General features: G+C 69.8%; 22 protein-coding genes and 1 pseudogene. 12 read left to right on the top strand and 11 right to left on the bottom strand.

Annotation, left to right across the window (positions count from 1 at the left end; translation table 11 throughout):
- Positions 1-224 precede the first annotated feature (224 nt).
- From AC3A5K_RS06365 to msrA, 3 genes are all read left to right on the top strand, one after another.
- Positions 225-2,384, top strand: a complete 2,160-nt coding sequence (locus AC3A5K_RS06365; protein WP_487616660.1) for a GGDEF domain-containing protein — start codon at positions 225-227, stop codon at positions 2,382-2,384.
- Between the two features lie 68 nt (positions 2,385-2,452).
- Positions 2,453-3,376, top strand: coding sequence for a DMT family transporter (locus AC3A5K_RS06360; protein ID WP_487616659.1), 924 nt, complete (start codon positions 2,453-2,455; stop codon positions 3,374-3,376).
- A gap of 91 nt (positions 3,377-3,467) precedes the next feature.
- Positions 3,468-4,118: a peptide-methionine (S)-S-oxide reductase MsrA gene (gene msrA / locus AC3A5K_RS06355; RefSeq protein WP_487616658.1), complete on the top strand. Its 651-nt coding sequence runs from the start codon at positions 3,468-3,470 to the stop codon at positions 4,116-4,118.
- A 64-nt stretch (positions 4,119-4,182) separates the two neighbouring features.
- Here msrA and rnk read toward each other — a convergent pair whose 3' ends face one another.
- The 5 genes from rnk to AC3A5K_RS06330 form a co-directional block, all read right to left on the bottom strand.
- Positions 4,183-4,599, bottom strand: a complete 417-nt coding sequence (gene rnk / locus AC3A5K_RS06350) for a nucleoside diphosphate kinase regulator (protein ID WP_487616657.1) — start codon at positions 4,597-4,599, stop codon at positions 4,183-4,185.
- Positions 4,600-4,695: 96 nt separating this feature from the next.
- A complete protein-coding gene (oxyR, locus tag AC3A5K_RS06345) occupies positions 4,696-5,613 on the bottom strand; it encodes a DNA-binding transcriptional regulator OxyR (RefSeq protein WP_487616656.1) in 918 nt (305 codons plus the stop codon).
- Positions 5,614-5,692: 79 nt separating this feature from the next.
- Positions 5,693-7,273 (bottom strand): alkyl hydroperoxide reductase subunit F, encoded by a 1,581-nt coding sequence (gene ahpF, locus AC3A5K_RS06340; RefSeq protein WP_487616655.1) that lies wholly within the window; start codon positions 7,271-7,273, stop codon positions 5,693-5,695.
- Positions 7,274-7,465: 192 nt separating this feature from the next.
- A complete protein-coding gene (gene ahpC / locus AC3A5K_RS06335) occupies positions 7,466-8,029 on the bottom strand; it encodes an alkyl hydroperoxide reductase subunit C (RefSeq protein WP_232134417.1) in 564 nt (187 codons plus the stop codon).
- A 345-nt stretch (positions 8,030-8,374) separates the two neighbouring features.
- Positions 8,375-9,238, bottom strand: coding sequence for an alpha/beta hydrolase (locus AC3A5K_RS06330; RefSeq protein ID WP_487616654.1), 864 nt, complete (start codon positions 9,236-9,238; stop codon positions 8,375-8,377).
- A 60-nt stretch (positions 9,239-9,298) separates the two neighbouring features.
- Here AC3A5K_RS06330 and prmC point away from each other — a divergent pair, with 60 nt between their 5' ends.
- The 4 genes and pseudogenes from prmC to AC3A5K_RS06310 all read left to right on the top strand — a co-directional run bounded on the left by prmC (position 9,299) and on the right by AC3A5K_RS06310 (position 12,244).
- Positions 9,299-10,162: a peptide chain release factor N(5)-glutamine methyltransferase gene (prmC, locus tag AC3A5K_RS06325; RefSeq protein ID WP_487616653.1), complete on the top strand. Its 864-nt coding sequence runs from the start codon at positions 9,299-9,301 to the stop codon at positions 10,160-10,162.
- Between the two features lie 37 nt (positions 10,163-10,199).
- On the top strand, positions 10,200-11,141 hold the full coding sequence (pip, locus tag AC3A5K_RS06320) for a prolyl aminopeptidase (protein ID WP_487616652.1): 942 nt from the start codon (positions 10,200-10,202) through the stop codon (positions 11,139-11,141).
- Positions 11,142-11,244: 103 nt separating this feature from the next.
- A pseudogene (locus tag AC3A5K_RS06315) lies at positions 11,245-11,454 on the top strand (alkylphosphonate utilization protein); the annotation flags it as partial.
- A gap of 10 nt (positions 11,455-11,464) precedes the next feature.
- On the top strand, positions 11,465-12,244 hold the full coding sequence (locus AC3A5K_RS06310; protein ID WP_487616651.1) for a class I SAM-dependent methyltransferase: 780 nt from the start codon (positions 11,465-11,467) through the stop codon (positions 12,242-12,244).
- A 14-nt stretch (positions 12,245-12,258) separates the two neighbouring features.
- Here AC3A5K_RS06310 and AC3A5K_RS06305 read toward each other — a convergent pair whose 3' ends face one another.
- The 3 genes from AC3A5K_RS06305 to AC3A5K_RS06295 are packed head-to-tail and all read right to left on the bottom strand — an operon-like array spanning position 12,259 to position 14,408.
- Complete coding sequence (locus AC3A5K_RS06305) at positions 12,259-12,819, bottom strand: NUDIX hydrolase (RefSeq protein ID WP_487616650.1); 561 nt, start codon at positions 12,817-12,819, stop codon at positions 12,259-12,261.
- A 37-nt stretch (positions 12,820-12,856) separates the two neighbouring features.
- Positions 12,857-13,855, bottom strand: a complete 999-nt coding sequence (locus AC3A5K_RS06300; protein ID WP_487617064.1) for a 5'-3' exonuclease — start codon at positions 13,853-13,855, stop codon at positions 12,857-12,859.
- Entirely contained in the window at positions 13,812-14,408 is a 597-nt protein-coding gene (locus tag AC3A5K_RS06295; protein WP_487617063.1) for a nitroreductase family protein, read from the bottom strand. Before AC3A5K_RS06295 ends, AC3A5K_RS06300 begins: the two co-directional genes overlap by 44 nt.
- A gap of 144 nt (positions 14,409-14,552) precedes the next feature.
- On the opposite strand from AC3A5K_RS06295, the gene AC3A5K_RS06290 reads away from it, so the two are divergent.
- The 3 genes from AC3A5K_RS06290 (at position 14,553) to AC3A5K_RS06280 (ending at position 20,268) form a co-directional block, all read left to right on the top strand.
- Positions 14,553-16,832 (top strand): DUF1631 family protein, encoded by a 2,280-nt coding sequence (locus AC3A5K_RS06290; RefSeq protein ID WP_487616649.1) that lies wholly within the window; start codon positions 14,553-14,555, stop codon positions 16,830-16,832.
- Between the two features lie 81 nt (positions 16,833-16,913).
- Positions 16,914-19,073: a DUF1631 family protein gene (locus AC3A5K_RS06285; RefSeq protein ID WP_487616648.1), complete on the top strand. Its 2,160-nt coding sequence runs from the start codon at positions 16,914-16,916 to the stop codon at positions 19,071-19,073.
- An 85-nt stretch (positions 19,074-19,158) separates the two neighbouring features.
- Entirely contained in the window at positions 19,159-20,268 is a 1,110-nt protein-coding gene (locus AC3A5K_RS06280; protein WP_487616647.1) for an NAD(P) transhydrogenase subunit alpha, read from the top strand.
- A 15-nt stretch (positions 20,269-20,283) separates the two neighbouring features.
- Here the strand turns inward: AC3A5K_RS06280 and AC3A5K_RS06275 are convergent, their stop codons facing one another.
- Genes AC3A5K_RS06275 through AC3A5K_RS06265 form a run of 3 tightly spaced genes read right to left on the bottom strand, consistent with a single transcriptional unit; the run spans position 20,284 to position 21,685 of the window.
- Complete coding sequence (locus AC3A5K_RS06275) at positions 20,284-20,730, bottom strand: DUF3106 domain-containing protein (protein WP_487616646.1); 447 nt, start codon at positions 20,728-20,730, stop codon at positions 20,284-20,286.
- Between the two features lie 2 nt (positions 20,731-20,732).
- Positions 20,733-21,131 (bottom strand): hypothetical protein, encoded by a 399-nt coding sequence (locus AC3A5K_RS06270; RefSeq protein WP_487616645.1) that lies wholly within the window; start codon positions 21,129-21,131, stop codon positions 20,733-20,735.
- Positions 21,128-21,685: an RNA polymerase sigma factor gene (locus AC3A5K_RS06265; RefSeq protein WP_487616644.1), complete on the bottom strand. Its 558-nt coding sequence runs from the start codon at positions 21,683-21,685 to the stop codon at positions 21,128-21,130. The genes AC3A5K_RS06270 and AC3A5K_RS06265 overlap by 4 nt, the downstream gene beginning before the upstream one ends.
- A gap of 199 nt (positions 21,686-21,884) precedes the next feature.
- On the opposite strand from AC3A5K_RS06265, the gene AC3A5K_RS06260 reads away from it, so the two are divergent.
- Both AC3A5K_RS06260 and AC3A5K_RS06255 read left to right on the top strand, forming a co-directional pair.
- Complete coding sequence (locus tag AC3A5K_RS06260; RefSeq protein WP_487616643.1) at positions 21,885-22,190, top strand: NAD(P) transhydrogenase subunit alpha part 2; 306 nt, start codon at positions 21,885-21,887, stop codon at positions 22,188-22,190.
- A complete protein-coding gene (locus AC3A5K_RS06255; protein WP_487616642.1) occupies positions 22,187-23,599 on the top strand; it encodes an NAD(P)(+) transhydrogenase (Re/Si-specific) subunit beta in 1,413 nt (470 codons plus the stop codon). Before AC3A5K_RS06260 ends, AC3A5K_RS06255 begins: the two co-directional genes overlap by 4 nt.

The raw sequence follows: 23,599 nt of genomic DNA, 5'->3' as shown, positions 1-23,599 counted from the left end.
TTAGCGGACCGGGCTGGCGCACCGGACGCGGGGGAGTCCGACACGCAACGACGCGTCTGTGACACCGGTTTGGTTGAATATGTGACGGAAGTCGGCAGGCGCCCCGTGGGGGCAAGGATCCGCCGGCAGTGCAGACAGGGGGAGACACACATGCGCGCCATCGCGCACACGACTGCTGGCATCCAGCCGGCCACGACAGCCTGCGCGCGTGCGGGAGGCCGGGCATGCCGATAGAAGCCCCGCATTCGCACGCCATTGCCGGCCATCGCTGGCTGCTGGCGGGCTGCCTGCTGCTGCTCGCGAGCCTGTTCGCGATGCTGGTCGCGTCCACCCAGCTGCGCCCCGGCGAACAGCGTGCGGTGGACGTGCTGCTCGAACCGGCGAGCGCCGATGGGCCGCGGACGATGCGGCTGCGCTTCGATCTGCCGCCCACCGTTGCCGCGCAGCCCCGCTGGGCACTGTGGTTCCCGCGCGAGCCGGTGGCCGGTCTGCAGCTTTCGCGCGCGGACGAGTGGCACAGCGAGGTGCGGCATTTCTTCCGCGTCGGCGACGACGAGGGCATCTTCCCCAACGGCTACGGCTTCGTGCTGCCGGCGGACTGGGAAGGGCCGGTGGAGCTGGACGTGACCTCGAACGGTGCCTTGCGCGCCTCGCTGGCGCCGGTGCTGGCGCGGGCCGGGGACGTGCGCCGGATCGAGCGGTCCGGGGTGGCGGTGGCCGGGGCGCTCTACGGCGGTCTGCTGGTGCTCGCGACGCTGGCCCTGGCGCTGGCCTACGCTTCGCGCGACCGGCTGTTCCTCGGGTTCTTCGGTGTCGTGTTCGCGCTGGTGCTGCTGCTGCAGGCGGTCAACGGCCATCTCTACGGCCTTCCGGTCGCCCGCCTGTTCGGTTACTGGGGGCTGCAGGGCATGGCGGCGCTGGCGCTCATCTACGCCGCCGCCTGGCTGTGGCTGATCGAGGCCTACGCGATGCCGCGCTCTCATCCCTGGTCGCGATCCGCACGCGGGGTCGGCATCGGCCTGATGCTGGCGGCGGCGCTGTGCCTGCTCAACCTGCCGCTGCTGGCGCCACTGGCCTGGCCGGTGACCGTGGTCGGCTGGCTGCTGTCCGGCGTCGTGGGCCTGGCGATGCTGGTCGATGCCCGTCGGCGCGACGTGCGCATGGCGGGCTGGCTGCTGGTCTTCGGCACCGTGTCGGTGGTGGCCGGCATGTGGATGGCCCTGATCTATCTGGGCGTGGTGCCCGACGTGCGCCGGCTGCATTTCGCCTACCAGGGCGCGCTGGTCGCGTTCACGCTGGCGCTGGGCATGGCCCTGATCAGCCGCATCGGCGACTACCGCGACCAGCGCGACCGCGACCGCCTCGCGCGCCAGGACACCGAGCGCAAGATGCGCCGCGAGGCCGCGCGCGCCAACCTCACCACTGCGCTGCAGACCCAGCTCAACGGGCTGGATCCGGGCGAACTGCCGTGGCGGGGCTTCCGCCTGCTGATGGACCACCTGCTGCCGTTGGTGCCGCACGAATCCTGCGTCGCGGTGCTCCGCGGCTATCAGGGCCGCGACCATCTGCTGGTCGAACCGGCCGACGCCGTGCCGGCAATCGAACACGAGATCCAGCGCCGGGGCCTGACCCTGCGCCGCCAGGCCACCGCCGGCATCGCACTGCAGCAGCCGGTGCAGCCGTCGGCCGGCGGCCCGGTCGTCGCGATGGAGGCGCTGGTGCCGCTGCAGGTGCGCGCGCCCGGCTGGGCCGTGCTGCTGGTGCGCCGCGCCGGCGGCGACGGGTTCACCACCGAAGAGATGTCGGTGATCGGCGAGCTGCTGCGTCTGGTCCAGCTGCAGGTCGACCAGGCCGCGACCCAGGTCAAGCTGCGGCGGTCGGCGGAGATCGATGCGCTGACCGGCACGATGAACCGCCGGACGATCGACCTGTGGGTCGAGCGCACCTTCGCCGATGCCGAGCGGACCGGGCGGCCGGTGTCGGTGCTGTTCGTCGATCTCGACCATTTCAAGTCGGTCAACGACCGCTTCGGCCACGCCTGCGGCGACGACTGCCTGCGTGCGGTGTCGATGGCACTGCGCAGCGTGCTGTCGGATGCCGACATGTTCGGACGCTACGGCGGCGAGGAGTTCATCGCGGTCCTGCCCGGGCACGACGGCGCCGAGGCGCGGGCGATCGGCGAGCGCATGCGCAGTGCGGTCGAGAACGTCGACCTGCGCCACGAAGGCCAGCGCGTGTCCCTGACCGTGAGCATCGGCATCGCCACCCGGCAGCCTGGCGAGGACGCGCCCGCGGCGGCGATCGCACGCGCCGACAAGGCGCTGTATGCGGCCAAGCGGCAGGGCCGCAACTGCGTGCAGGTGGCACCCGCGATCTTCAGCTGAGGATCGCGGCGGCCGGCACGGGGGGCGCGCTGCTACGCTGCGCGGCCCCACCGTGCCGCGGACCTGCCATGCCCGAGCGTTCCGCCCAGCGCACCGCCTTGCTGTCGATGCTTGCCGGCGCGGCGCTGATCGGCACCAACGGACTGATGGTGCGGCTGGCCGATACGCCGCCGACGATCTCGGCCTTCTACCGGATGCTGTTCGCCGGCGCGATGCTCGCGCTGCTGGTGCACCTGCGACGCGACTGGCGTCCGTTGCCGCGCGCGGTCTGGCTGTGGTCGCTGGTGCCGGCCGCCGCATTCGCCGCCGACCTGTGGCTGTGGCATCGCAGCATCCTCTTGATCGGTCCGGGCCTGGCGACGCTGCTGGCCAATGCGCAGGTGTTCTTCATGGCGCTGGCCGGTGTGGTGCTGTTCGGCGAACGCATCGGTCCGCGCTTCGTCGCCGGCATCGCGCTGGCGTTCTTCGGCCTGTGGCTGCTGCTGGGCGCCGACTGGGCCAGCCTGCCGGCCGACTATCGCTGGGGCGTGTGGCTGGGGCTGGCCACCGGACTCTGTTACGCGGTCTACAACATCGGACTCAAGCACGTGCAGCGCGTGGGCTACACGCACGACGCCGCGCGCGCCGCACCGATCGCGCAGATCCTCGCCATCGCTTCGCTGGGCACCGCGTTGCTGCTCGGCCTGGCCGGCGTGGCCGAAGGCGTGTCGTTCGCGATCCCGACCTGGCAGTCGCTGGCCTGGCTGCTGGTGCTGGCCGGCATGGGCCATTGCCTGAGCTGGATCCTGATCTCGCGCGCGATGCAGCGGCTGGGCGTCGCCCTTGTCGGTCTGCTGTTGCTGGTGCAGCCGGTGTGCGCCTTCCTGCTGGACGTGGTGCTGCTGCAGCGGCCCACGCTGCCGCGCGAATGGCTGGGGCTGGCGTTCACGCTGGCGGGCATCTTCCTCGCCAGCCTCAAGGGGCGCAGCCGACAACCGCCCCAACCGGTCTGAACCCCGCACGCGGACACCTTGAAGCGCGGGCGTCCGCCCGCATCCTGACGGGACTGCGCGCCGCCGTCGCCGCGCCATCAGGAGACCGCACATGTTGGGAATCGGAGCGTGGAAACAGCGCCTGCCGAGCGCGCAGGACGCCCTGCCGGGGCGGGACACACCGCTGCCGCTGCACAACGTGCACGCCGTGCTCGGCGCCCCGCTGGACGATGCCTTCGCAGGGCTGGAGCGCGTGCAGTTCGGCATGGGCTGCTTCTGGGGCGCGGAGCGCAAGTTCTGGTCGCTGCCCGGCGTGGTCACGACCGCGGTCGGCTACGCCGGCGGTGTGACGCCGAATCCGACCTACCGCGAGGTGTGCTCGGGTCAGACGGGCCATGCGGAGGTCGTGCTGGTGGTGTTCGACCCGGCCAGGGTCGCGTTCGAGACGCTGCTGCAGACCTTCTGGGAAAGCCACAACCCCACCGAAGGCATGCGCCAGGGCAACGATGTCGGCAGCCAGTACCGGTCGGCGCTGTACTGCACGACGCCGGCGCAGTTCGAGCTGGCCACGCGTAGCCTGCATGCCTACCAGGCCACGCTGCAGGCCGCGGGATTCCCGGCGATCACCACCGAGGTGCTGGCCGAGGCGCCGCCGTTCTATTACGCCGAGGACGAGCACCAGCAGTACCTGCACAAGCATCCCGGCGGCTACTGCGGGCTGGGTGGCACGGGCGTGAGCTGCCCGGTCGGCATCGCGCTCTGAGCGATGCCGTGGTGCGGTACGCATGCGGCGGCTGTGCCAGCGGCCGCATGTGGAGGCCTCAGATTTAGGCGAGCGGACTGACGGCGAGGACGCGCAGCTGCAGCGTGCCGCCGTTCGGCGCTGGCCAGTCGATGCGCTGGCCGATCGTCAGACCCAGCAACGCCGCGCCGACCGGTGCGAGCACCGAGATGCGGCCTGCGCTGGCATCGGCTTCGTGCGGGTAGACCAGGGTCAGCTGGTGGCGGCTGCCGTCGTGTTCGTCGATGCACGCGACGCTGGCGTGCATGCCGACGACATCGGTGGCCGGCGCACTAGCAGGCAGGACGTCGGCGCGGTCGAGTTCGCGTTGCAGGGCCGCGGCGCCGGGATGGTGACGGTAGGTCGGGGTTTGCAGCAGCGCGTCGAGGCGCGCCAGGTCGTGGGCGGTCAGGCGGATGGACGCGGGCGAGGGAGGCAAACCGCTCTGGGGGTGCAATGACATCGGGATCTCCGGATGGTCGACAAGAAAACGGCGACGCAATGCGCCGCCGGAGTCGATTGTGCCGGGATCGCAGGCGGGCCGCGACGGCCCGCGGGTTCAGCTGTCCGCAGGCATCTCCAGAAGATGCGCGGGCAGGGCGGTGAACACCTGGGCCAGGGCCAGCAGGAAGGCCGAGATGGCCGAACTCCGGCGCCAGACCAGCGCGATCCGCCGGCTGGGCGGCTGTGGATCGTCGAACCGCAGCAGGGTGATATCCGGGGACTGCGCAACCGGCGGCTGGATGGCCAGCATGGGCAACAGGGTCAGGCCGACGTTGGCGGCCACCATCTGCCGCAGCGTTTCCAGGCTGGTGCCCTGGAAGCCCGATTTCTCCGCCGCGCCGGCCAGGTGACAGACGTCCAGCGCCTGGTCGCGCAGGCAATGGCCGTCCTCCAGCAGCAGCAGGCGCTGGTCCGACAGTGCATCCAGCGAGATCGTCGTGCGCGCCGCCAGCGGATGCGCATCCGGCACGGCCAGCACGAACGGTTCCTCGAACAGCGGCTCGGCGTGCATCTGCTCGTCGTGGACCGGCAGCGCCAGCAGGGCGGCATCCAGACGGCCGTCGCGCAGGCGGGTCAGCAGCTGGTCGCTCTTTTCTTCGATCAGCAGCAGTTCCAGCTGCGGAAAGCGGCGCCGGATCGACGGCACCACATGCGGCAGCAGATAGGGGCCCAGCGTGGGGAAGATGCCCAGCCGGACGACGCCGGCTTCCGGGTCCTGGCTGCGCCGCGCGACTTCCTTCATCTGCTCGACGTCGCCGACGATCCGGCGCGCGCGCTCGGCGACCTGCAGGCCGGTCGGCGTGAGCATGATCTTGCGCGGCGAGCGCTCGACCAGGGTGACGCCCAGTTCGTCTTCCAGTTTGCGGATCTGGGTCGACAGCGTCGGCTGGCTGACGAAGCACGCCGCGGCGGCGCGACCGAAATGCCGGTGGTCGGCCAGTGCGACGAGATAACGCAGGTCGCGTAGGTTCATGCCCGGCAGTCCGCGCGGCAGCGCGCGCCCGACGTCGGGGTCAGGCGCTTCGCGGGTGTCCGGCAGACCCCCATGGCGGTCAGGCCGCCACGGCCTGGGCTTCGGGCGCCGAACTGCGGATCAGGTGGTCGAAGGCGCTGAGCGCCGCCTTCGAGCCTTCGCCCATCGCGATGACGATCTGCTTGTACGGCACGGTCGTGGCGTCGCCGGCGGCGAACACGCCGGGCACATCGGTCTGGCCGCGGTCGTCGACGATGATCTCGCCGCGCGGGGACAGCGCGACCACGCCCTTGAGCCACTCGGTATTGGGCAACAGGCCGATCTGCACGAACACACCCTCCAGGTCGACACGGTGGCTGTCGCCGCCGACGCGGTCGCGGTAGACGAGGCCGTTGACCCGGCTGCCGTCACCCAGCACCTCGGTCGTCTGCGCGCTGGTGACGATACGGACGTTGCCGAGGCTGCGCAGCTTGCGCTGCAGCACCTCGTCGGCGCGCAGCTGGGCATCGAACTCGACCAGGGTGACGTGGGCGACGATGCCGGCCAGGTCGATCGCAGCTTCCACACCGGAGTTGCCGCCGCCGATCACCGCCACGCGCTTGCCCTTGAACAGCGGGCCATCGCAATGCGGGCAATAGGCCACGCCCTTGTTGCGGTACTGGTCCTCGCCGGGCACGTTCATCTGCCGCCAGCGCGCACCGGTCGACAGCACGACAGCACGCGACTTCAGCGTGGCGCCGTTCTCGAGTTCGATCTCCACCAGCCCATCGTCACCGGCCGGCACCAGCCGCGTCGCGCGCTGCAGGTCCATGATGTCGACGTCGTACTCGCGCACGTGCTGCTCCAGCGCAGCGGCCAGCTTCGGGCCCTCGGTTTCCTTGACCGAAATGAAATTCTCGATCGCCATCGTGTCCAGCACCTGACCGCCGAAACGCTCGGAGGCGACGCCGGTCCGGATGCCCTTGCGTGCGGCATAGATCGCCGCGGCCGCGCCGGCCGGGCCACCGCCGACGACCAGCATGTCGAAGGGCTTCTTCGCAGCGATCTTTGACGCTTCGCGCTTGGCCGCGCCGGTGTCGAGCTTGCTGACGATCTGCTCCAGCGTCATGCGGCCCTGGTCGAACTTCTGGCCGTTGAGAAACACGGTCGGCACCGACAGGATCTCGCGCGCCTCGACTTCGTCCTGGAACAGCGCGCCGTCGATCGCGGTGTGACGGATGCGCGGATTGAGCACGGCGGCGAGGTTCAGCGCCTGCACCACGTCGGGGCAGTTCTGGCATGACAGCGAGTAGTAGGTCTCGAACGTGTAGTCGCCATCGAGCGCGGCGACCTGTTCGATCGTGTCCTTGGCCGCCTTCGAAGGATGGCCGCCGACCTGCAGCAGCGCCAGCACCAGCGACGTGAACTCGTGGCCCATCGGCAGGCCGGCGAAGCGCACGTCGATGTCGGTGCCCGGAGAGGTCAGCGCGAACGACGGCACACGCGCGTCGGTGCCGGCAGCGTCGACGGTGATCTTCGGGCTGGCGTCCTTGAGGTCTTCGAGCAGCGACAGCAGTTCGCGCGACTTCGCGCCCTCATCGACCGAGGCGACGATGTGGATCGGGCGCACCGCGCGCTCCAGATAGGCCTTCAACTGCGCCTTGAGATCGGCTTCCAACATGAGAACGCTCCTGACGACGGGTGAGGACGTCCACGACGACCGACGGAACGGGCATCGGGACCGGGGGAGAGGGGTGGACCGCAACCGGCGCGATGACGCCGGTTCCGGTCCACCCCCATCCGCGCTGGGCGGGATGGGGATGGAAACGGCGCGGTGGACTGCGCCGTGATGTCGCACTGATCGATCGTGGGATCAGATCTTGCCGACGAGGTCGAGCGACGGCGCGATGGTCTTCTCGCCGTCCTTCCACTTGGCCGGGCAGACCTCGTTCGGGTTGGCGGCGACGTACTGGGCAGCCTTGAGCTTGCGCAGGGTCTCGCTGACGTCGCGGGCGATGGCGTTGTCGTGGATCTCGAGCGTCTTGATCACGCCGTCCGGGTTGATCACGAAGGTGCCGCGCAGCGCGAGGCCGGCTTCTTCGATGTGCACGCCGAACGCGCGGGTCAGCTGGTGGGTCGGATCGCCGACCAGCGGGAACTGCGCCTTGCCGACGGCCGGCGAGGTTTCGTGCCAGACCTTGTGCGAGAAATGCGTGTCGGTGGTGACGATGTAGACCTCGGCGCCCAGCTTCTGGAACTCGGCGTAGTTGTCGGCGGCGTCCTCGACTTCGGTCGGGCAATTGAAGGTGAAGGCGGCCGGCATGAAGATCAGGACCGACCACTTGCCCTTCAGGCTTTCGTTGCTGACTTCGATGAACTCGCCGTTCTGGAACGCGGTGGTCTTGAACGGCTGGACTTCGGTGTTGATGAGCGACATGGACATTCCTCGAATTGGCGGGGGAGCGGCATGTGGACGCCGCAAGGCCGGGGTTCGGCTGGAGACAAGTGTAGGGATTGCCTATCGATAAATGAAATCGATAGTGCAAATTCTATCGATAGCCAATGGCTATGCTTTGGTTATCACTGGTAAATCCACAGTGTTCCGCTGGTGACATTGAAGCGCGTGCTGCATTGCAGCAATGTCGGTCTCAAGGGCGCACCGGCCGGCTTGCAGAGTTCGATACCGGTGATGCCAGGCGGCGAATCAGGCCGCACCCCAATTCCGTGTCCGTACCTCCCTCCCACACGTCCACGGAATCTTTGAAGGCGGCTTCGGCCGCCTTCATTTTGTCTGCGATTCCGGATCGCTCGAGGCGACGCCGACAAAGCGCAGGACCGCCGGCAACACCTCGGGCGCCCACGCCGGATCGTAGAAAGCGGCGGCGGTGATGAAATGGTTGCCGCCCGACGGGACTTCCAGCGTCGAATCCACGCCCTTGCGGCGCAGCGCGAAGTCGAGCTTGCGGCTGTTGCCGACATCGACCGTGCGGTCGCCGTCGCCATGGATCAGCAGAAAGGGCGGCTCGTCGCCGTCGACGAAGCGCACCGCCATCGCGTCGGGCCACTGGCTGCGCGGCCCGAAGATCTCCTCGAGCTTGCCGTCGATGACGAAGTCGTACGGACCCGAAAGACCGATCACGCCGGCCAGATCCTTGGGTTTCAGATCAACCGCGGCCAGGTACCGCGCGTCGGTGCCCAGCAGCGCCGCGATCTGCGCCCCGGCCGAATGGCCTGCGATGAACAGGCGTTCCGGGTCGCCGCCGTAATCGGCGGCGTGGTCACGGGTCCAGCGGACCGCATGCGCGGCGTCGCCCATGAAGGCCGGAAAGCCGGCAGCGGGCCAGGTGCGATAGTCCGCGACGATCGCCACGACGCCATTCTGCGCCAGCCGGCTGCCGACGAAGCGGTACTGCGCGCGCGTGCCGGTCTGCCAGGACCCGCCGTAGAAGAACAGCACCACCGGCGCGCTGCCCGCGACGGTCTGCGGTCGGTAGATGTCCAGCCCCAGTCCCCGTTCGCTGTCGTAGACCGCGGTGGCATCGGGTTGCGCGCTGTCGCGGTTGACGAAGCCGAAGAACGCGCTCTGGCAGCCGGAAACCAGCAGGGCGAGCATCGCGGCGAAACAGGCGCGGAGCGGACGACGCATGGGCAATCTCCTCGGGGTGCGACACCATGCAGGGCGGGGGCCCGGCTACGATGTGAAGTGATGATTACGACCCAGAGTCCCACCCCGGATGCACTGCTGCGCGAGGCCGCCACGCGCATCGACGCGACCGACGCACGCTGGCTGCTCGCACACGCGGCCGGCCGATCGCAGAGCTGGCTGTACGCGTATGCCCGCGATCCCGTGCCCGAAGGCGTGGCCGAGCGCTTCGCATCGCTGGTCGCGCGTCGCGAGGCCGGCGAACCGGTGGCCTATCTCACCGGCGTGCGCGGGTTCCGGGGGTTCGATCTCGCCGTCACGCCGGCGACGCTGATTCCGCGGCCGGAAACCGAACTGCTGGTCGAACTGGCCTTGGCGCGGTTGCCGGCTTCGCAGGCGCGGGCCGTGGATCTGGGCACCGGCAGCGGCGCGGTCGCGCTGGCGATCGCCCGGGAACGCCCGGATGCCGCGGTGCTGGCGACCGATGCCAGCCCGGCCGCACTCGATGTCGCGCGCGCGAATGCACAGGCGCTCGGGCTGGCCCGGGTGCGTTTCGCCCACGGCGACTGGTACGCGCCGCTGGCGGGCGCGCGCTTCGATGTGATCGCCAGCAATCCGCCTTACATCGAAGAGGCAGACCCGCACCTGTCGCAGGGCGACCTGCGTTTCGAACCGCCCGCCGCCCTGTCGTCGGGTGCCGACGGTCTCGACGCGATCCGCGTGCTCGCTGCGGGCGCGATCGCGCATCTCGTGCCGGGCGGCTGGCTGCTGGTCGAACACGGCCTGGCGCAGGGCGCGGCCGTGCGCGCGCTGTTCGAAGCGCAGGGGCTGGAGGCGGTCGCGACGGTGCAGGATCTGGAACAGCGCGACCGGGTCACGCTCGGGCGCAGACCGTCCGGCCCGCCGGAGGCCCCGAAGGCCGGCTGATAGAATGGGCGCTTGTGCAGTTCCGGATATACGACGCATGCGCCAGCTCTATCCCGCCATCGAACCCTTCGACGTCGGCACCCTCGCCGTCGACGCCCGCCACACGCTGCACTACGAGCAGTGCGGCAATCCGAAGGGCAAGCCGGTCGTGCTGCTGCACGGCGGCCCGGGCGGCGGCTGCAGCCCCAAGATGCGCTGCTTCCACGATCCGGCCAAGTACCGCATCGTGCTGTTCGACCAGCGCGGCGCTGGACGCTCGACGCCGCATGCGGACCTCGTCGACAACACCACCTGGCACCTGGTGGCCGACATCGAGGCGCTGCGTGAGCACCTCGGCATCGAGCAGTGGCAGGTGTTCGGCGGCTCCTGGGGCTCCACGCTCGCACTCGCCTACGCGCAGAGCCATCCGCGCCGGGTGACCGAGCTGGTGCTGCGCGGCATCTTCATGCTGCGTCGCTGGGAACTGGAGTGGTTCTACCAGGAAGGCGCGTCGCGTCTGTTCCCGGAAGCCTGGCAGCAGTACGTGTCCGTGATTCCGGAAAGCGAGCGGGGCGATCTGATTGCAGCGTTCCATGCCCGCCTGACCAGCGACGACGAGTCCGTGCGTCTGGCCGCGGCGCGTGCGTGGAGCGTGTGGGAAGGCGCGACGAGCTTCCTGCACGTCGACGAGGCCTTCGCCGACAGCCATGCCGACGCGCAGTTCGCGCTCGCCTTCGCGCGCATCGAGAACCACTACTTCACCAACGCCGGTTTCTTCGAAGTCGACGACCAGCTGCTGCGCGATGCCTACCGCATCGTCGACATCCCCGGTGTCATCGTCCACGGCCGTTACGACGTCGTCTGCCCGGTGCAGAACGCGTGGGACCTGCACCAGGTCTGGCCCAAGGCGGAGTTGACGATCACCCCGGCCTCCGGCCATTCCGCGTTCGAGGCCGAGAACATCGACGCGCTGGTGCGCGCGACCGACCGCTTCGCCTGATCGCACGCGCCGCAGTCGATCGGCGGCGACGTCATCCCAACTTGTCGATGCGCGACGGCAGGTCCGTCGCGCACAGGAAATTCCGATGTCTGAAGAAGAACTCATCGTCAAGGACAGCAACGGCGCCCGCCTCGCCGACGGTGATGCGGTCACCGTGATCAAGGACCTCAAGGTCAAGGGCACCAGTGTCACGCTCAAGCGCGGCACGCTGGCCAAGAACATCCGCCTGACTGACGATCCCGATCTCATCGAATGCAACGTCGAGAAGGTCAAGGGCCTCGTCCTGCGGACGGAGTTCGTCAAGAAGGCCTGAGGTCCATCCCATGGATGTGCTCGAACACAACCGGGCGGCATGGAATCGCGAATCGACGTCTGGCAGCGCGTGGACGATGCCGGTGAACGCCGAGGTCATCGCAGCCGCGCGACGTGGCGACTGGTCGGTCATTCTGACGCCGAACCGCACGGTGCCACGCGACTGGTTCGGTGCGCTGGATGCGCGTGATTTGCTGTGCCTCGCATCGGGCGGCGGACAGCAGGCGCCGGTACTGGCCGCGGCAGGGGCGCGCGTCACCAGCTTCGATCTGTCGGACGTGCAGCTCGAAAAGGACCGCGCCGTCGCCGAGCGCGACGGGCTGGCGCTGCGTTGTGTGCGCGGCGACATGGCGGACCTGTCGGCATTCGCGGATGCGAGCTTCGACATCGTGTTCCACCCCGTGTCGAACGTCTTCGTGCCCGACGTGGAAGTGGTGTGGCGCGAGTGCGCCCGTGTGCTGCGGTCTGGTGGACGCCTGCTGGCCGGCTTCATGAATCCGGCGTTCTTCCTGTTCGATCATGACGAGGCGACGGACACCGGTGCGTGCGTCGCGCGGCACCGGCTGCCTTACGCCGAGCCGGACAGCTTGAGCCCCGACGCGCGTGCGGCATGGAACGCAAGCGGACGTGCCGCAGAGTTCGGGCATTCGCTGCAGACCCAGATCGGCGGGCAACTGGCGGCCGGTTTCCGCCTCGCCGGTCTCTACGAGGACGACTGGGACGACGCGGTCACTCCACTGAACCGCCTGATGCCGGTTGCGCTCGCGACCCTGGCGCTCCGCGCGCCATGAGCCTGCCGGGTGCATCAATCCGCGGCTGAACCATCCGGATTGAAGTCGACCATCCACAGCCCGGCCCAGAGCTTGAGATCGAGCTCGAAGCCCTCCGCGTGTTTGCGCATCAGCCACGCCGGCGCAGTCGCGCGCGGCACGGTGTGGACGATGATCGATTCGTCATCCACGCCGCCGCCGTCGCCAACGCGCGTCAGCTCGCGCGCACGTACGAAAGCGACGCGTTCGTTGCTCATGCCGGCGGTGGTCGGGCCGGTCAGCAGCACGTCGACGCGGCCGGCGGACCAGCCGGTTTCCTCGATCAGTTCGCGCCGCGCCGCGTCCTCCAGCGAATCGCTGCTGCCGCCATCGCCGACCAGGCCGGCCGGCATCTCGATCGTGCGCGCGCCCAGCGGCACGCGGTACTGCTCGACGAACAGCACTTCGTCATCGGGCGTCACCGCGATCACCAGGACCGCCATGCCGTTGCCGCCGTGGGTGCGTTCGCAGGCTTCCCATTTGCCGTGACGGACCAGGCGCAGCCAGTCGCCCTGGTGGAGGACTTCGAAATCGTCGGCGTTCGTGTCGGAGGTCATGCAGGAATCCTGAAGTGAGGCGCGGACGCGTGGGCGTTCAGAGCTCGGCGACCGGCGCGTAGTCGAGTCCGGCGGCGGCATACAGCCGGCGCCGGGTCAGCGGACCGAACCGCAGCGCATCGCACAGCGCACGCAGCGTATCGGCGTCGCCGTCCCGGCGCGCGAAACCATGCGTGACCTCGCCGAGCGGCGCGTCGCAGGCGATGGTCGTCAGCTGGCGGAACAGCCGCGCCGCGTCCGCGTGCTGGCGCAGCTTCGCGCCGACCTGGCCGGCGCCGCGGAAGCGCAGGAACTGGATCTCGTCGCTGCGCGCCAGCAGCGCATCCAGCGTGCCGAAGTGATGCAGCAGGCTGGCCGCGGTCTTGCAGCCGATGCCCGGCACCCCGGGAATGTTGTCCACCGCATCGCCGCACAGCGCGAGGTAATCCGCCATCTGGTGCGCATCGACGCCGTGGCGGGCCTTGACGCCCGCAGCGGTCCAGCGCTGGCCACGCGCGAAGTCCCACTGGATGTCCTCGCCCTGCAGCAGCTGCGACAGGTCCTTGTCCGCCGACACGATGATGCCGGTGTGCCCGCGGGCGCGGCCCGCCAGCAGGGCGCTGCCGATCAGGTCGTCGGCCTCGTAGTCGTGATCGGCCAGCACCGGCAGGCCCAACGCCCGGCACAGCGCCTTGCAGTGCCCGAACTGGCGTCGCAGCTCGTCCGGCGCCGGTGCCCGGTTGGCCTTGTAGGCGGGGTAGAGGCGGTTGCGGAAGCAGCTGTCGAGCGCCTCGTCGAACGCGATCGCGATATGTCGCGGGCGTTCGCGCTCGATCAGCTCGGCCAGGAAGCGTGCGAAGCCGTGGACGGCGTTCGTCGGCCAGCCGTCGGCGTCGCGGAACTCGTCGGGCATGGAATGCCAGGCCCGGAACACATAGAGGCTGGCGTCGACCAGATAGAGAGGCGTCATCCGCACATTGTGACGCCTCCGGCCGCGGCCGGTCCGGGCAGGACTAGCCCGCGGCGGGATGCCAGTCGGTGAGCAGGGCCTGCGGATCGGGCCGCTCGCGCTCGGGCGGATCGAGGCGCGGCGTGCCGATGTGGATGTAGCCGGCGATGCGCTCGTTCGCGGTCAGTCCCAGGCTGGACAGGATCCCGGCGTCGTACGCGGGCCAGCCGGTGAGCCAGGTCGCACCGAATCCGGCGGCCTGCGCGGCCTGCAGCAGGGCGAAGCACACGCTGCCCGCGGTCAGCAACCGCTCGACGTCCGGGATCTTGGTGTCGTCCGGATCGAGGATCGCCACGACCGCGATCACCAGCGGTGCGTGCGAAAAACGATGACGGTCCTTGTCGAGCGCGCCCGCGCCGACGTCCGGATCGCGGGCCACCGATCGGGCCGCGACGAGTTCCCCGAGGGCGTGCCGTGCATCGCCGGCAATCCGCAGGTAGCGGAACGGCACCCGCTTGCCATGATCGGGCACCCGCGACGCGGCGCGCAGAATCCGGAGCAGCTCGGAATCGTCAGGGCCGGGCGCTTCCAGCTGGCGCGCGGGCACCGACCGGCGGGCGTCGAGCGCCGCGAAGAGGTCGTGTTCAGTTTTTGCGAGTATCGTCACAGACTTAGCGCCACGCTTCCGGAATCTTATGTCCGGGGCAGTGTGCCCCATTCCCCCGATCCTCCCCAAATGATGCATTCCGACGACATCGGTGCCGGCCCCGGCGCGCGCGCAACGCAGGCGCGAGCGCCTGACCGCGTGATCGAGACCCTGCGCCACGATGCCGTGACCGCGCTGGGCGGGGTGCTGTCGGGATTCTGGAGTTCGATCGAGGAACAGGTCCGGCTGGCAGCGCTGGCGGGACACGATTACATGGCCGCGCAGGAAGACCGGGTCGCCGTACTCGATCTCAGCCATCGCGCGCTGGAGCTCGCCACCCGCTATCGCAAGTCGATCGAGGCCGAGTTCGAGCAGTGGCTGTCCGACCGGCCGGCGCCGCCCGCGGCCGATGGACTGTCGCTGATGTCCGAGGGCGAACTGGAGATCCAGCTTGCCGCGCAACAGATTATCGAGCTGATGGACCATCAGTTCCTGCATCCGCTGACGGCACTGGACGAGCGTCTGGGCGTGCTTGCCGGACGGCTGGACCTCAAGGGCGCGCGCGCGAATCCGCTGCGTCCCGAAGTGCCGGTGATGGCCTTCGTGCGGCTGTTCGAGGCCGACGATCTGCCGCCGGGCCTGCGTTCGACGGTTTTCCACCAGTTCGACAAGCGGCTGCCGTCGATCCTGTCCGAGGTCTACGCCAAGGCCAACGCCACGCTGGAAGCAGCGTCCATCAGCGGCGCGCCTTCGCATGCGGCGGCGCGCTCGATGGCGCGGCCCGCGCCCCAGGCTGCTGCCCCCGAGTCGCGCCGTGATACCGGCGGCGCCTGGGTCCCCGAAGGCGGCGTGGTCGAACACGCAGGTTCCAACGAGGGCGACATTGCGGTTGCCGCGTCGTCATCGCCTGCTTACGGCCCGCTGTCCTCCGGCCTGATGGATGTGCTCGCCGCGCATGGCCAGGGCCATGCGGCGGATGCGGCGCCTGCCGCGCGCGGTTACCGTGATCTGGTTCGTGAGCAGCTGCACCAGTGGCGCGAGCGGCGCGACGCCGACGCCGCCACCCATCACGATGTCGCGGCCGATGGCGCAGGCGGCACCGGCTTGAGCATGTCGCAGCTGCTCAACGTCGCTCGCATGCTGCAGGGCGACGATGCCTCTCCCTATGCGCGTGTGCTGATTGGTGACGATCGCCGCCAGCTGGGTGATGTGATCCGAGACGAACTGCTGCGTGGTCTGCGCGAGCTTGGCGTCGATCCCGATCAGACGCCGCTGCGCGCCGAGGACGAGGATGCGATCGATCTGGTCGGCATCCTGTTCCAGTCTTTGTTCGACGCGAACGACCTGCTGCAGCAGGCGCGCGACATCTACAGCCGTCTGGTCGTGCCCTATCTGAAGGTCGCGCTGACCGACGATTCCATGTTCAACCAGCGGGGCCATCCGGCCCGCAAGCTGCTCGATGCGGTCACCGAAGCCTGCGACGGCAACGCCGGTGAGACCGCGCAGGACCGGGATCTGCTCGACCACGCCGGGCGCGTAGTCGATCGCGTCGTCGACGAATACGAAAGCGACCAGGCTGTCTTCCGCATGGCCGCGTCCGAGCTGCGCGACCGTCTGGACCAGCAGCGCCGCCGGGCCGAAGTGGCCGAGCGCCGCGCGGCCGAAGCGATCCACGGCCGCGAGCGTCTCCAGCAGGCCCGTCGCAGCGTCAACGACATCGTCGCCTCGCGACTCACGGACCGCCGTCTGACCTCGGCCGTCGCCTTCTTCCTCGATCGCCACTGGCGTCACTACCTCACCCAGACCTCGCTGCGCGACGGTCCGGATTCGCAGCGCCATCTGTCGGCCATCGGCGTGGGCGATGCGATGATCCAGGTCGATGCCGATGCGGCGCATGCGCTGGGCACCGCCGTTGCAGACGAACTGCTCGCGCTGCAGGTGCCGCTGGCCGAGTGCTATTCCAGCTGCGGTATGGACGCCGATGCCGCGCGCGATGCCGTGGCGCGGATCATCTCGGCGCTGGCGATGCCGGATACGCCGCGCTCGGTCTACGTGCCGCAGGCGCAGGACGACCTCGAGGACGAGCCACAGGACACCGCGCTGCGACTGGTGGCCGGCGAGACGCCCGGTTTCGAACCCACGATCGCCGCGCGCATGCGCCAGCTGCGCGTGGGCCAGGGACTGCGGCTCATCGACGACAACGGACGCGAGTCCGCCGCGCGCATTGCCTGGATCAGCCCGCTTACGGCGCGTCTGCTGATCGTCAATCGTCGCGGTATCCGCAAGATGGTCGTCTCGCCCGAAGAACTGGCATCGCTGGTCGGCGCAGGCCGGGTGGTGGTGCGCGCGGTGGATGCACCGTTCGACGAGGCGATGAAGCACGTCTGGCAGCAGCTCAACGCGGCCAACGACGCGACGATCTCGTCCGCTGCCGGCTGAACGACGCGCGCGGCGCAAGACGCGTCGCCATGGCTTGCGTTATTGTCCTGCGATCGATCGACGTGGGCGGAGTAGGGGTGCATGCCCGGTTTCATAGTGCAGGGAGCCGGTGACAGCGGCCGAACGGAAACGCCCGCGCAGGTACTCGATGGCATCCGACGCGAATCAGCGGCCCGGTTGCTCCCGCTGCTGGGCGAGACCTTGCGTCTGGAACGCGTCCGTCTGGAAACCGAGCGCAATGCGCTGACCCAGGACATGCGCAGCGCGGATGCGATTGCGGACGATCTCACCGGGCTGTCGGTGCTGGGCGCCGAACTCATCCGTCACGAACAGATCTGGCAGAAAGCCTTCGCCGTCGTGTTTGCCGCATGGCCCGAGTCGCCGGTCGCGCGCCGGCTCGACCAGTTTTCGCTGCTGTCGGATGACCAGCTGCAGGCGCAGCTGATCGGGCAGCCGGTTGCCGAGTCACTGGATCGCCGCTTCGAAAGCGTGCGTGACGTCATCGACCGCCGTCTGTATTCGCTGGCCGCGGCGCTGGGCTACCGGCAGCGACCGTCGAATCCGTTGGCCGCCCGTTTCGTGGTCGACTGTTTCCTGCAGGCCTTCGATGCCCAGGACTGCAGCCGGCGCCTGCGCGCGGCGCTGCTGCGACGGTACGAATCTCTGCTCGACGCCCGTCTGGGTGCGCTGTACGCCTGGTGCAATACCCGGTTGGCTGAAGCCGGCTATGCGATGGCTGGCGACAGCGACCACGCCGCGCTGGTGTCGTCGCTCGGCGTGCCTGCGGACAGCACGGCGGCGCGTACCCGGGTCTGGGAAGACGGCAACGCGCTCGCGCCTGCAACGCCAGCCTGGCAGAGCGGCGGTCCGCTGGGCGCAGCCCGAACGCCGCGCGCTGCCGAGGCGCCGCGCGGCAACCTGCTGCGTCGCCATGCGCGCACCCTGCGCGACGCGCGACGCGCCGAACTCGATGCCGCCTCCCGCAGTTTCCGGCCCGAGGAGTTCCAGGCCACGCTGTCGTTGCTGCAGGCCGAGCGTGCGTTGCCGATGGCGGGCGCGTCGCATGCGGTGCGCATCCGCGAGGGGCTCTACAAGGTGGCCGGTGGTCTCGGCATCGACCGGCGCGAGGTCGCGTTTTCGCCCGAACAGGACGACGCGATTTCCCTGGTCGGTGCGCTGTTCGATCTGCTGGACGCGCGCCACCTGCTGTTGCCCCCTGCGCGCGAGCGGCTGGCGATCCTGACCCTGCCGTATCTGCATCTCGCCCTCAACGATCCGCAGCTGTTCGAGGTGTCCTCGCCGCCGTCGATGCAGTTGCTGGCCTTGATCCTGGAGTTGTGGGACGGCGCCGACGAGACGGACGAGGCCTCGCTCGAATTGCAGGCCCTGGCCGACCGCGCGGCATCGGCCGTCATCGACGGCGCGCATGGCGACGGACGGGTGTTTCCCGCGCAGCTCGCGCAGATCGACGGGGTCCTCGGCCAGCACCGGCGCCGGATCGAGGCCGTCGAGCGTCGGACCTGGCAGGCCCTGCGTGGACGCGAGCGTCTCGACGCGGCGCGGCGCCAGGCGGCGGTCGACGTCGCCGCACGGCTCGAAGATCGCCCCCTGTTGCCGACGGTCGCGGCCTTCATCGATGGCGAGTGGCGCCAAGGCCTGGTCCAGGCGTGGCTGCGCGAAGGTGCGGCATCGGACCGGTACCGCGAGATGCTGTCGCTGGGCGACGCGCTGGTCGAAGTCGATGCCCTGGCCGCCGGCACCGGCGGCAGCGCGGTCGCCGACCGGCTGCTCGGCATCCTGCCTGCATTGCGCGAGTGCTGCGTCCAGTGCGGTGTCGACGAGACCGCGACCGACGCGCAGCTCGCCGGTCTGGTGGCCGAACATGCAAGCCCGACGCCGCGCGCTGTCCACGCCATGACGCCGACGAATGGCGACGAAGACGTGCTGGACGAACCGCAGGACCCGAGCGGCGGCGCCGCGAACGGTGACACGGCATTCGTCGAAGGCCAGCGCTTCGTGCAGCCCGGCGTCGCCGCGCCCGGCCGCGTCCTGCGTCTGGCCTGGCGCAGCACGCTGACCGGCGGTTGCCTGCTGGTCAACGCGGCCGGCGCGAAGGCGCTCCTGCTGTCGCCGTCCGCCCTGCGCCTGCGCGTCGAAGACGGCCGGCTCCAGCCGCGGCCACCGGGCGGTGCGGTCGCGGCGGCGCTGGACCACATGGCTGCGAGCGCGCGCAACGCCTGAACCGGGGCGCTTGCCCGCGGACTTTGTCCGGAGACCCGTGCCGGGCCTAGGATGGGCGCACGTGTCCGGGCGAGGGGAGCGGTCGATGACGGTGACGATCGGTGTGGCGTGCGAGACCGCGACAGGCGAACGGCGTGTGGCACTGACGCCTGAAACCTGCAGGAAGTTCGTCGCCGCGGGCGCGCGGGTCCGCGTGCAGCAGGGCCTCGGCGCCCGGGCGTACTTCGCCGATGCGGACTATGCCGACGCCGGCGCCGAACTGGTGGCCGATGCGGCCGCGGCGTGGCGGGATGCGGATGTGGTGCTCTGCGTGCAGCCACCGGCCGCTGCAGCACTGCAGGCGCTCGCCCCGGGCAGTGTGCTGGTCGGCGTGCTGCAGCCGGACGCCGATGACGCGCGCAGCGCCGCCATCGTCGCGCGCGGTCTCGTGGCATTTCCCCTCGAGCGCCTGCCGCGAACCACGCGCGCCCAGGCGATGGATGTCCTCAGCTCGCAGGCGGGCATTGCCGGTTACAAGGCGGTGCTGATCGGCGCGCAGCTGGCGCCGCGGTTCTTTCCGATGCTGACGACCGCGGCGGGCACGATCCGCCCGTCGAAGGTGCTGGTGCTGGGCGCGGGTGTCGCCGGCCTGCAGGCCATCGCCACCGCACGCCGGCTCGGTGCGCAGGTGGAAGGTTTCGATGTGCGCCCCGAGACGCGCGAGCAGATCGCCTCACTCGGGGCGCGCGCGCTGGACCTCGGTGTCACCGCCGCCGGCGAGGGCGGTTACGCCCGGGCCCTGACCGATGACGAGCGCGCCGAGCAGCAGCGCCGGCTGGCCGAGCACCTCAAGGGGATCGACGTCGTCGTCTGCACCGCGGCCGTACCGGGGCGGCGGGCGCCGGTTCTGCTGACGACCGCCATGGTCGCCGGCATGCGGCCGGGCAGCGTGATCGTCGATCTGGCGGCCGAGACCGGTGGCAATTGCGAGGCGACCGTGCCGGGCGAGACCATCGAACTCGCTGGCGTGACGGTGGCTGGCCCACTGGGACTTGCCAGCCTGGGCGCGACGCATGCCAGCGAGATGTATGCGCGCAACGTGTTCAATTTCGTGCAACTGCTGTTGCGCGACGGCGGGATTGCACTGGACTGGAGCGATGCGCTGTTGGCCGGCACGGTATGGCCGGCGCGACAGGACGCTGCCGCATCCGGTTGACTGCGACGCGCGCGGTCAGCGTGCCTCGCGTTCCCGCGGTGCCGGATTGGCATTCGCCCACTGCCGGCGCTGTTCCGGCGTCATGTCGCGCCAGCGCTCGCGCAGCGCCGCACGCTCGGCGTCCGGAAGCGTGCGCAATTTGCTGTACAGCGCCCGTGCTTCTTCGCGCTGCTCGGGAGGCAGGCGTTTCCAGCTGTGCATGCCGTGCCGGGCGGTTTCGCGTTCGGCCGGCGTCATCGCCTGCCAGCGGCGGGCGTGCTCGAGCATCTTCCGGCGCTCGTCGGCATCCGCGTTCTGCCAACGGTCGCGTACGGGCGCGAGCAGCTGGTCGCGCTGGGCCGGCAGAAGCTGGTCCCAGGCGGGCGGTGCGGTGCCGGCCGACTGGGCGGATGCCGCGCCGGCGGCCAACAGGCACGACAGCAGCGGAAGGACGAGCAGCGGACGGAAGCGGATGCGGGACATGGTCACTCCACAGCAAGCAGGGTGGCTTCGTTCGCAGCCAGCCACAGGTAGAAATCGGGCGATTCGTCGTAGGTCGAGAACGCATCGGCTGCGCCCTCGTCGAGCACCGCGCCTTCGGCCACCGCCAGCGGTGCGCTCACCGTGGGCCCGGGCACTGCGTCGTCCGTGGGCGGCAATGCCACCTGCATGCCGATCGCCAGTGCGAACAGCGCGGCGCAGCTCGCGGCCACCGGCCACGCCCAGCCGCGGCGCGTGGCCGTTGCCGGATTGACGGCGGCGTGGCGCGCGCGGTGCAGGCGCGCGGTGGTGCCGCCCGAGATCGCGTTCTGGGCCTGCACGTAGAGCGCGCGCATCGCAGCGTCGTCGGACGGCGCCTGCGGATCGTTCGGCAGGGGGGTCATCGGAACTCCTCAAGTTGCGTCTGCAGCGCCTCGCGGGCGCGGAACAGATGGGTTTTCACCGAACCGGCGCTGCATCCCATGATGCGCGCGGTGGTTTCGACATCGAATTCTTCGAGCACGCGCAAGGTGAAGGCCTCGCGCTGGCGTCGCGGCAGGTCACGCACGCAGGCGGCCAGGCGTTGCCAGGCTTCGCGGCCGTCGTGATTGCGCGACGGGTCCGGGCCGGTATCGGCCCAGTCGATCTCTTCGCCGTCCGGCTTCCGCGCATCGCTGAGCCAGCTGAGCCGGAAGGTGCGCCGGCGCTGGACGTCGATGATCCGGCTGCGCAGGACCGTCCAGAACAGCGGCGTCCACTCCGCTGCCGGGCGATCCCGGTAGCCGAGCATCTTGGTCATCGCGTCCTGCACGGCGTCGAGCGCGTCGTCGCGATGGCGCAGGCCGAGTTCGGCGAAGCGGAACGCCCGACGCTGGACGTCGGCGAGAAAGGCTTCCAGCGTGGCCGGAGCAGCGGATTCGGCGGTAATCGCCGCGGGCAATGGATCACTCACGGCCACCAGCCTACCGCGCGGGGCGCATGCGGGCTGCTGAAGGGGGAAGCGGCTGCCATCCATCGAAGCGTGTGTCGCCAGGGTCGTGTGGGAGAGGACAACGCGCGGCGCGCACTCCGGTTGACGCGGCGGGCACTCCGGCGGACGGACTGGCGCGGGGTTCACCCGGCGTTATGATGCGGCGACACGCCGGCGGGGAATCGGAATGATCGATGGGGTCGTGGCGCTGTACATCTTCATGCTGGCGGCCATCGCCGGCCACGTGATCATTTCCCGCGTGCCGGTGATCCTGCACACGCCGCTGATGTCGGGATCCAACTTCATCCACGGCATCGTGCTGATCGGCGCGATGGTGGTGCTCGGGCATGCGGACACGACGCTGGAAAAGGTCGTCGGCTTCATCGCGGTGCTGATGGGGGCGGGCAACGCTGCAGGTGGCTACGTCGTGACCGAACGCATGCTGGAGATGTTCCGGCCCAGCGCGCCGGTCCGGCCGGACGACGCGCCGTGAGTGGCGAGGCGATCGGCGTGGCGGTGCAGCTGAGCTATCTCGCGGCCGCCACGCTGTTCCTGCTGGGTCTGCAGCGCATGGCCTCACCGAAGACCGCGCGTTCCGGCATCCACTGGGCGGGCGCGGGCATGGTGATCGCGACGCTGGCGACGTTCTTCGTGCCGGGACTGGCCAACATCGGGCTGATGGTCGTGGCGATCGCGCTGGGCGCGGGGCTGGCCTGGGTCTCGGGCAAGCGGGTCGCGATCACCGACATGCCGCAGATGGTCGCGCTCTACAACGGACTGGGCGGCGGCTCGGCGGCGGCGATCGGCGCGGTGGAACTGCTGCGCTGGAACGCCCAGGCCAGTGCGTCACCGCTCGTGGAAGTCGCGCCGCCTCTGGTGCGCACGCTGGCCGTGGTCGGTGCGCTGATCGGCGCGGTCGCGCTGTCGGGGTCGGTGATCGCCTGGGCCAAGCTCGACGGGCGCATGGACCGGCGCTACACCTTCCGCGGCCAGCAGCTGTTCAATTTCGCCGTTTTCGGTGCGGCGGCCGTGCTCGGCGGCGTGGTCGTCCATGCCCTCGGCGCACCGGCGATCGTCGCGTTCTTCGTTGCCGCGCTCGCGCTGGGCGTGCTGATGACCCTGCCCATCGGCGGCGCCGACATGCCGGTGGTGATCTCGCTGTACAACGCGCTGACCGGGCTGGCGGTCGCCTTCGAAGGCTACGTGCTCGGCAACGAGGCGCTGATCATCGCCGGCACCATGGTGGGCGCGGCCGGCATGCTGCTGACCCGGCTGATGGCCAAGGCGATGAACCGCTCGATCCGCAGCGTGCTGTTCTCCAGCTTTGGCGCCAGCGGCAAAGCGCAGGCGATCGAGGGAACGCAGACGCCGATCGAGGCCGCCGACGTCGCGGCGATGATGGCCTACGCCGAGCGCGTGGTGATCGTGCCCGGCTACGGCATGGCCGTGGCCCAGGCCCAGCACAAGGTGCGCGAACTGAGCCAGCGGCTGATCGAGCGCGGGGTCAAGGTGACCTTCGCGATTCATCCGGTGGCCGGCCGCATGCCGGGGCACATGAACGTGCTGCTGGCCGAGGCCGGCGTGCCCTACGACCTGATCGTCGACATGGACGACATCAACCCGCAGTTCGCCCAGACCGACGTCTCGCTGGTGATCGGCGCCAACGACGTGGTGAACCCGGTCGCCAGGACCGATCCCAACAGCCCGGTCTACGGCATGCCGATCCTCGACGTCGTCGACTCGAAGCACACCATCGTCATCAAGCGCGGCAAGGGCACGGGCTTCGCCGGCATCGAAAACGCGCTGTTCTACGCGCCCAATACCCGGATGCTCTACGGCGATGGCGCCGAGATGGCCGGTGCCCTAGTCGCCGAGCTCAAGGCGCTCGACGGCGGGCACTGA

This window comes from Luteimonas sp. Soil_C_5 (assembly GCF_057656615.1).
The sequence above is the reverse complement of the archived record's forward strand: the minus strand, read 5'-3'. Positions and strand labels throughout refer to the sequence as shown.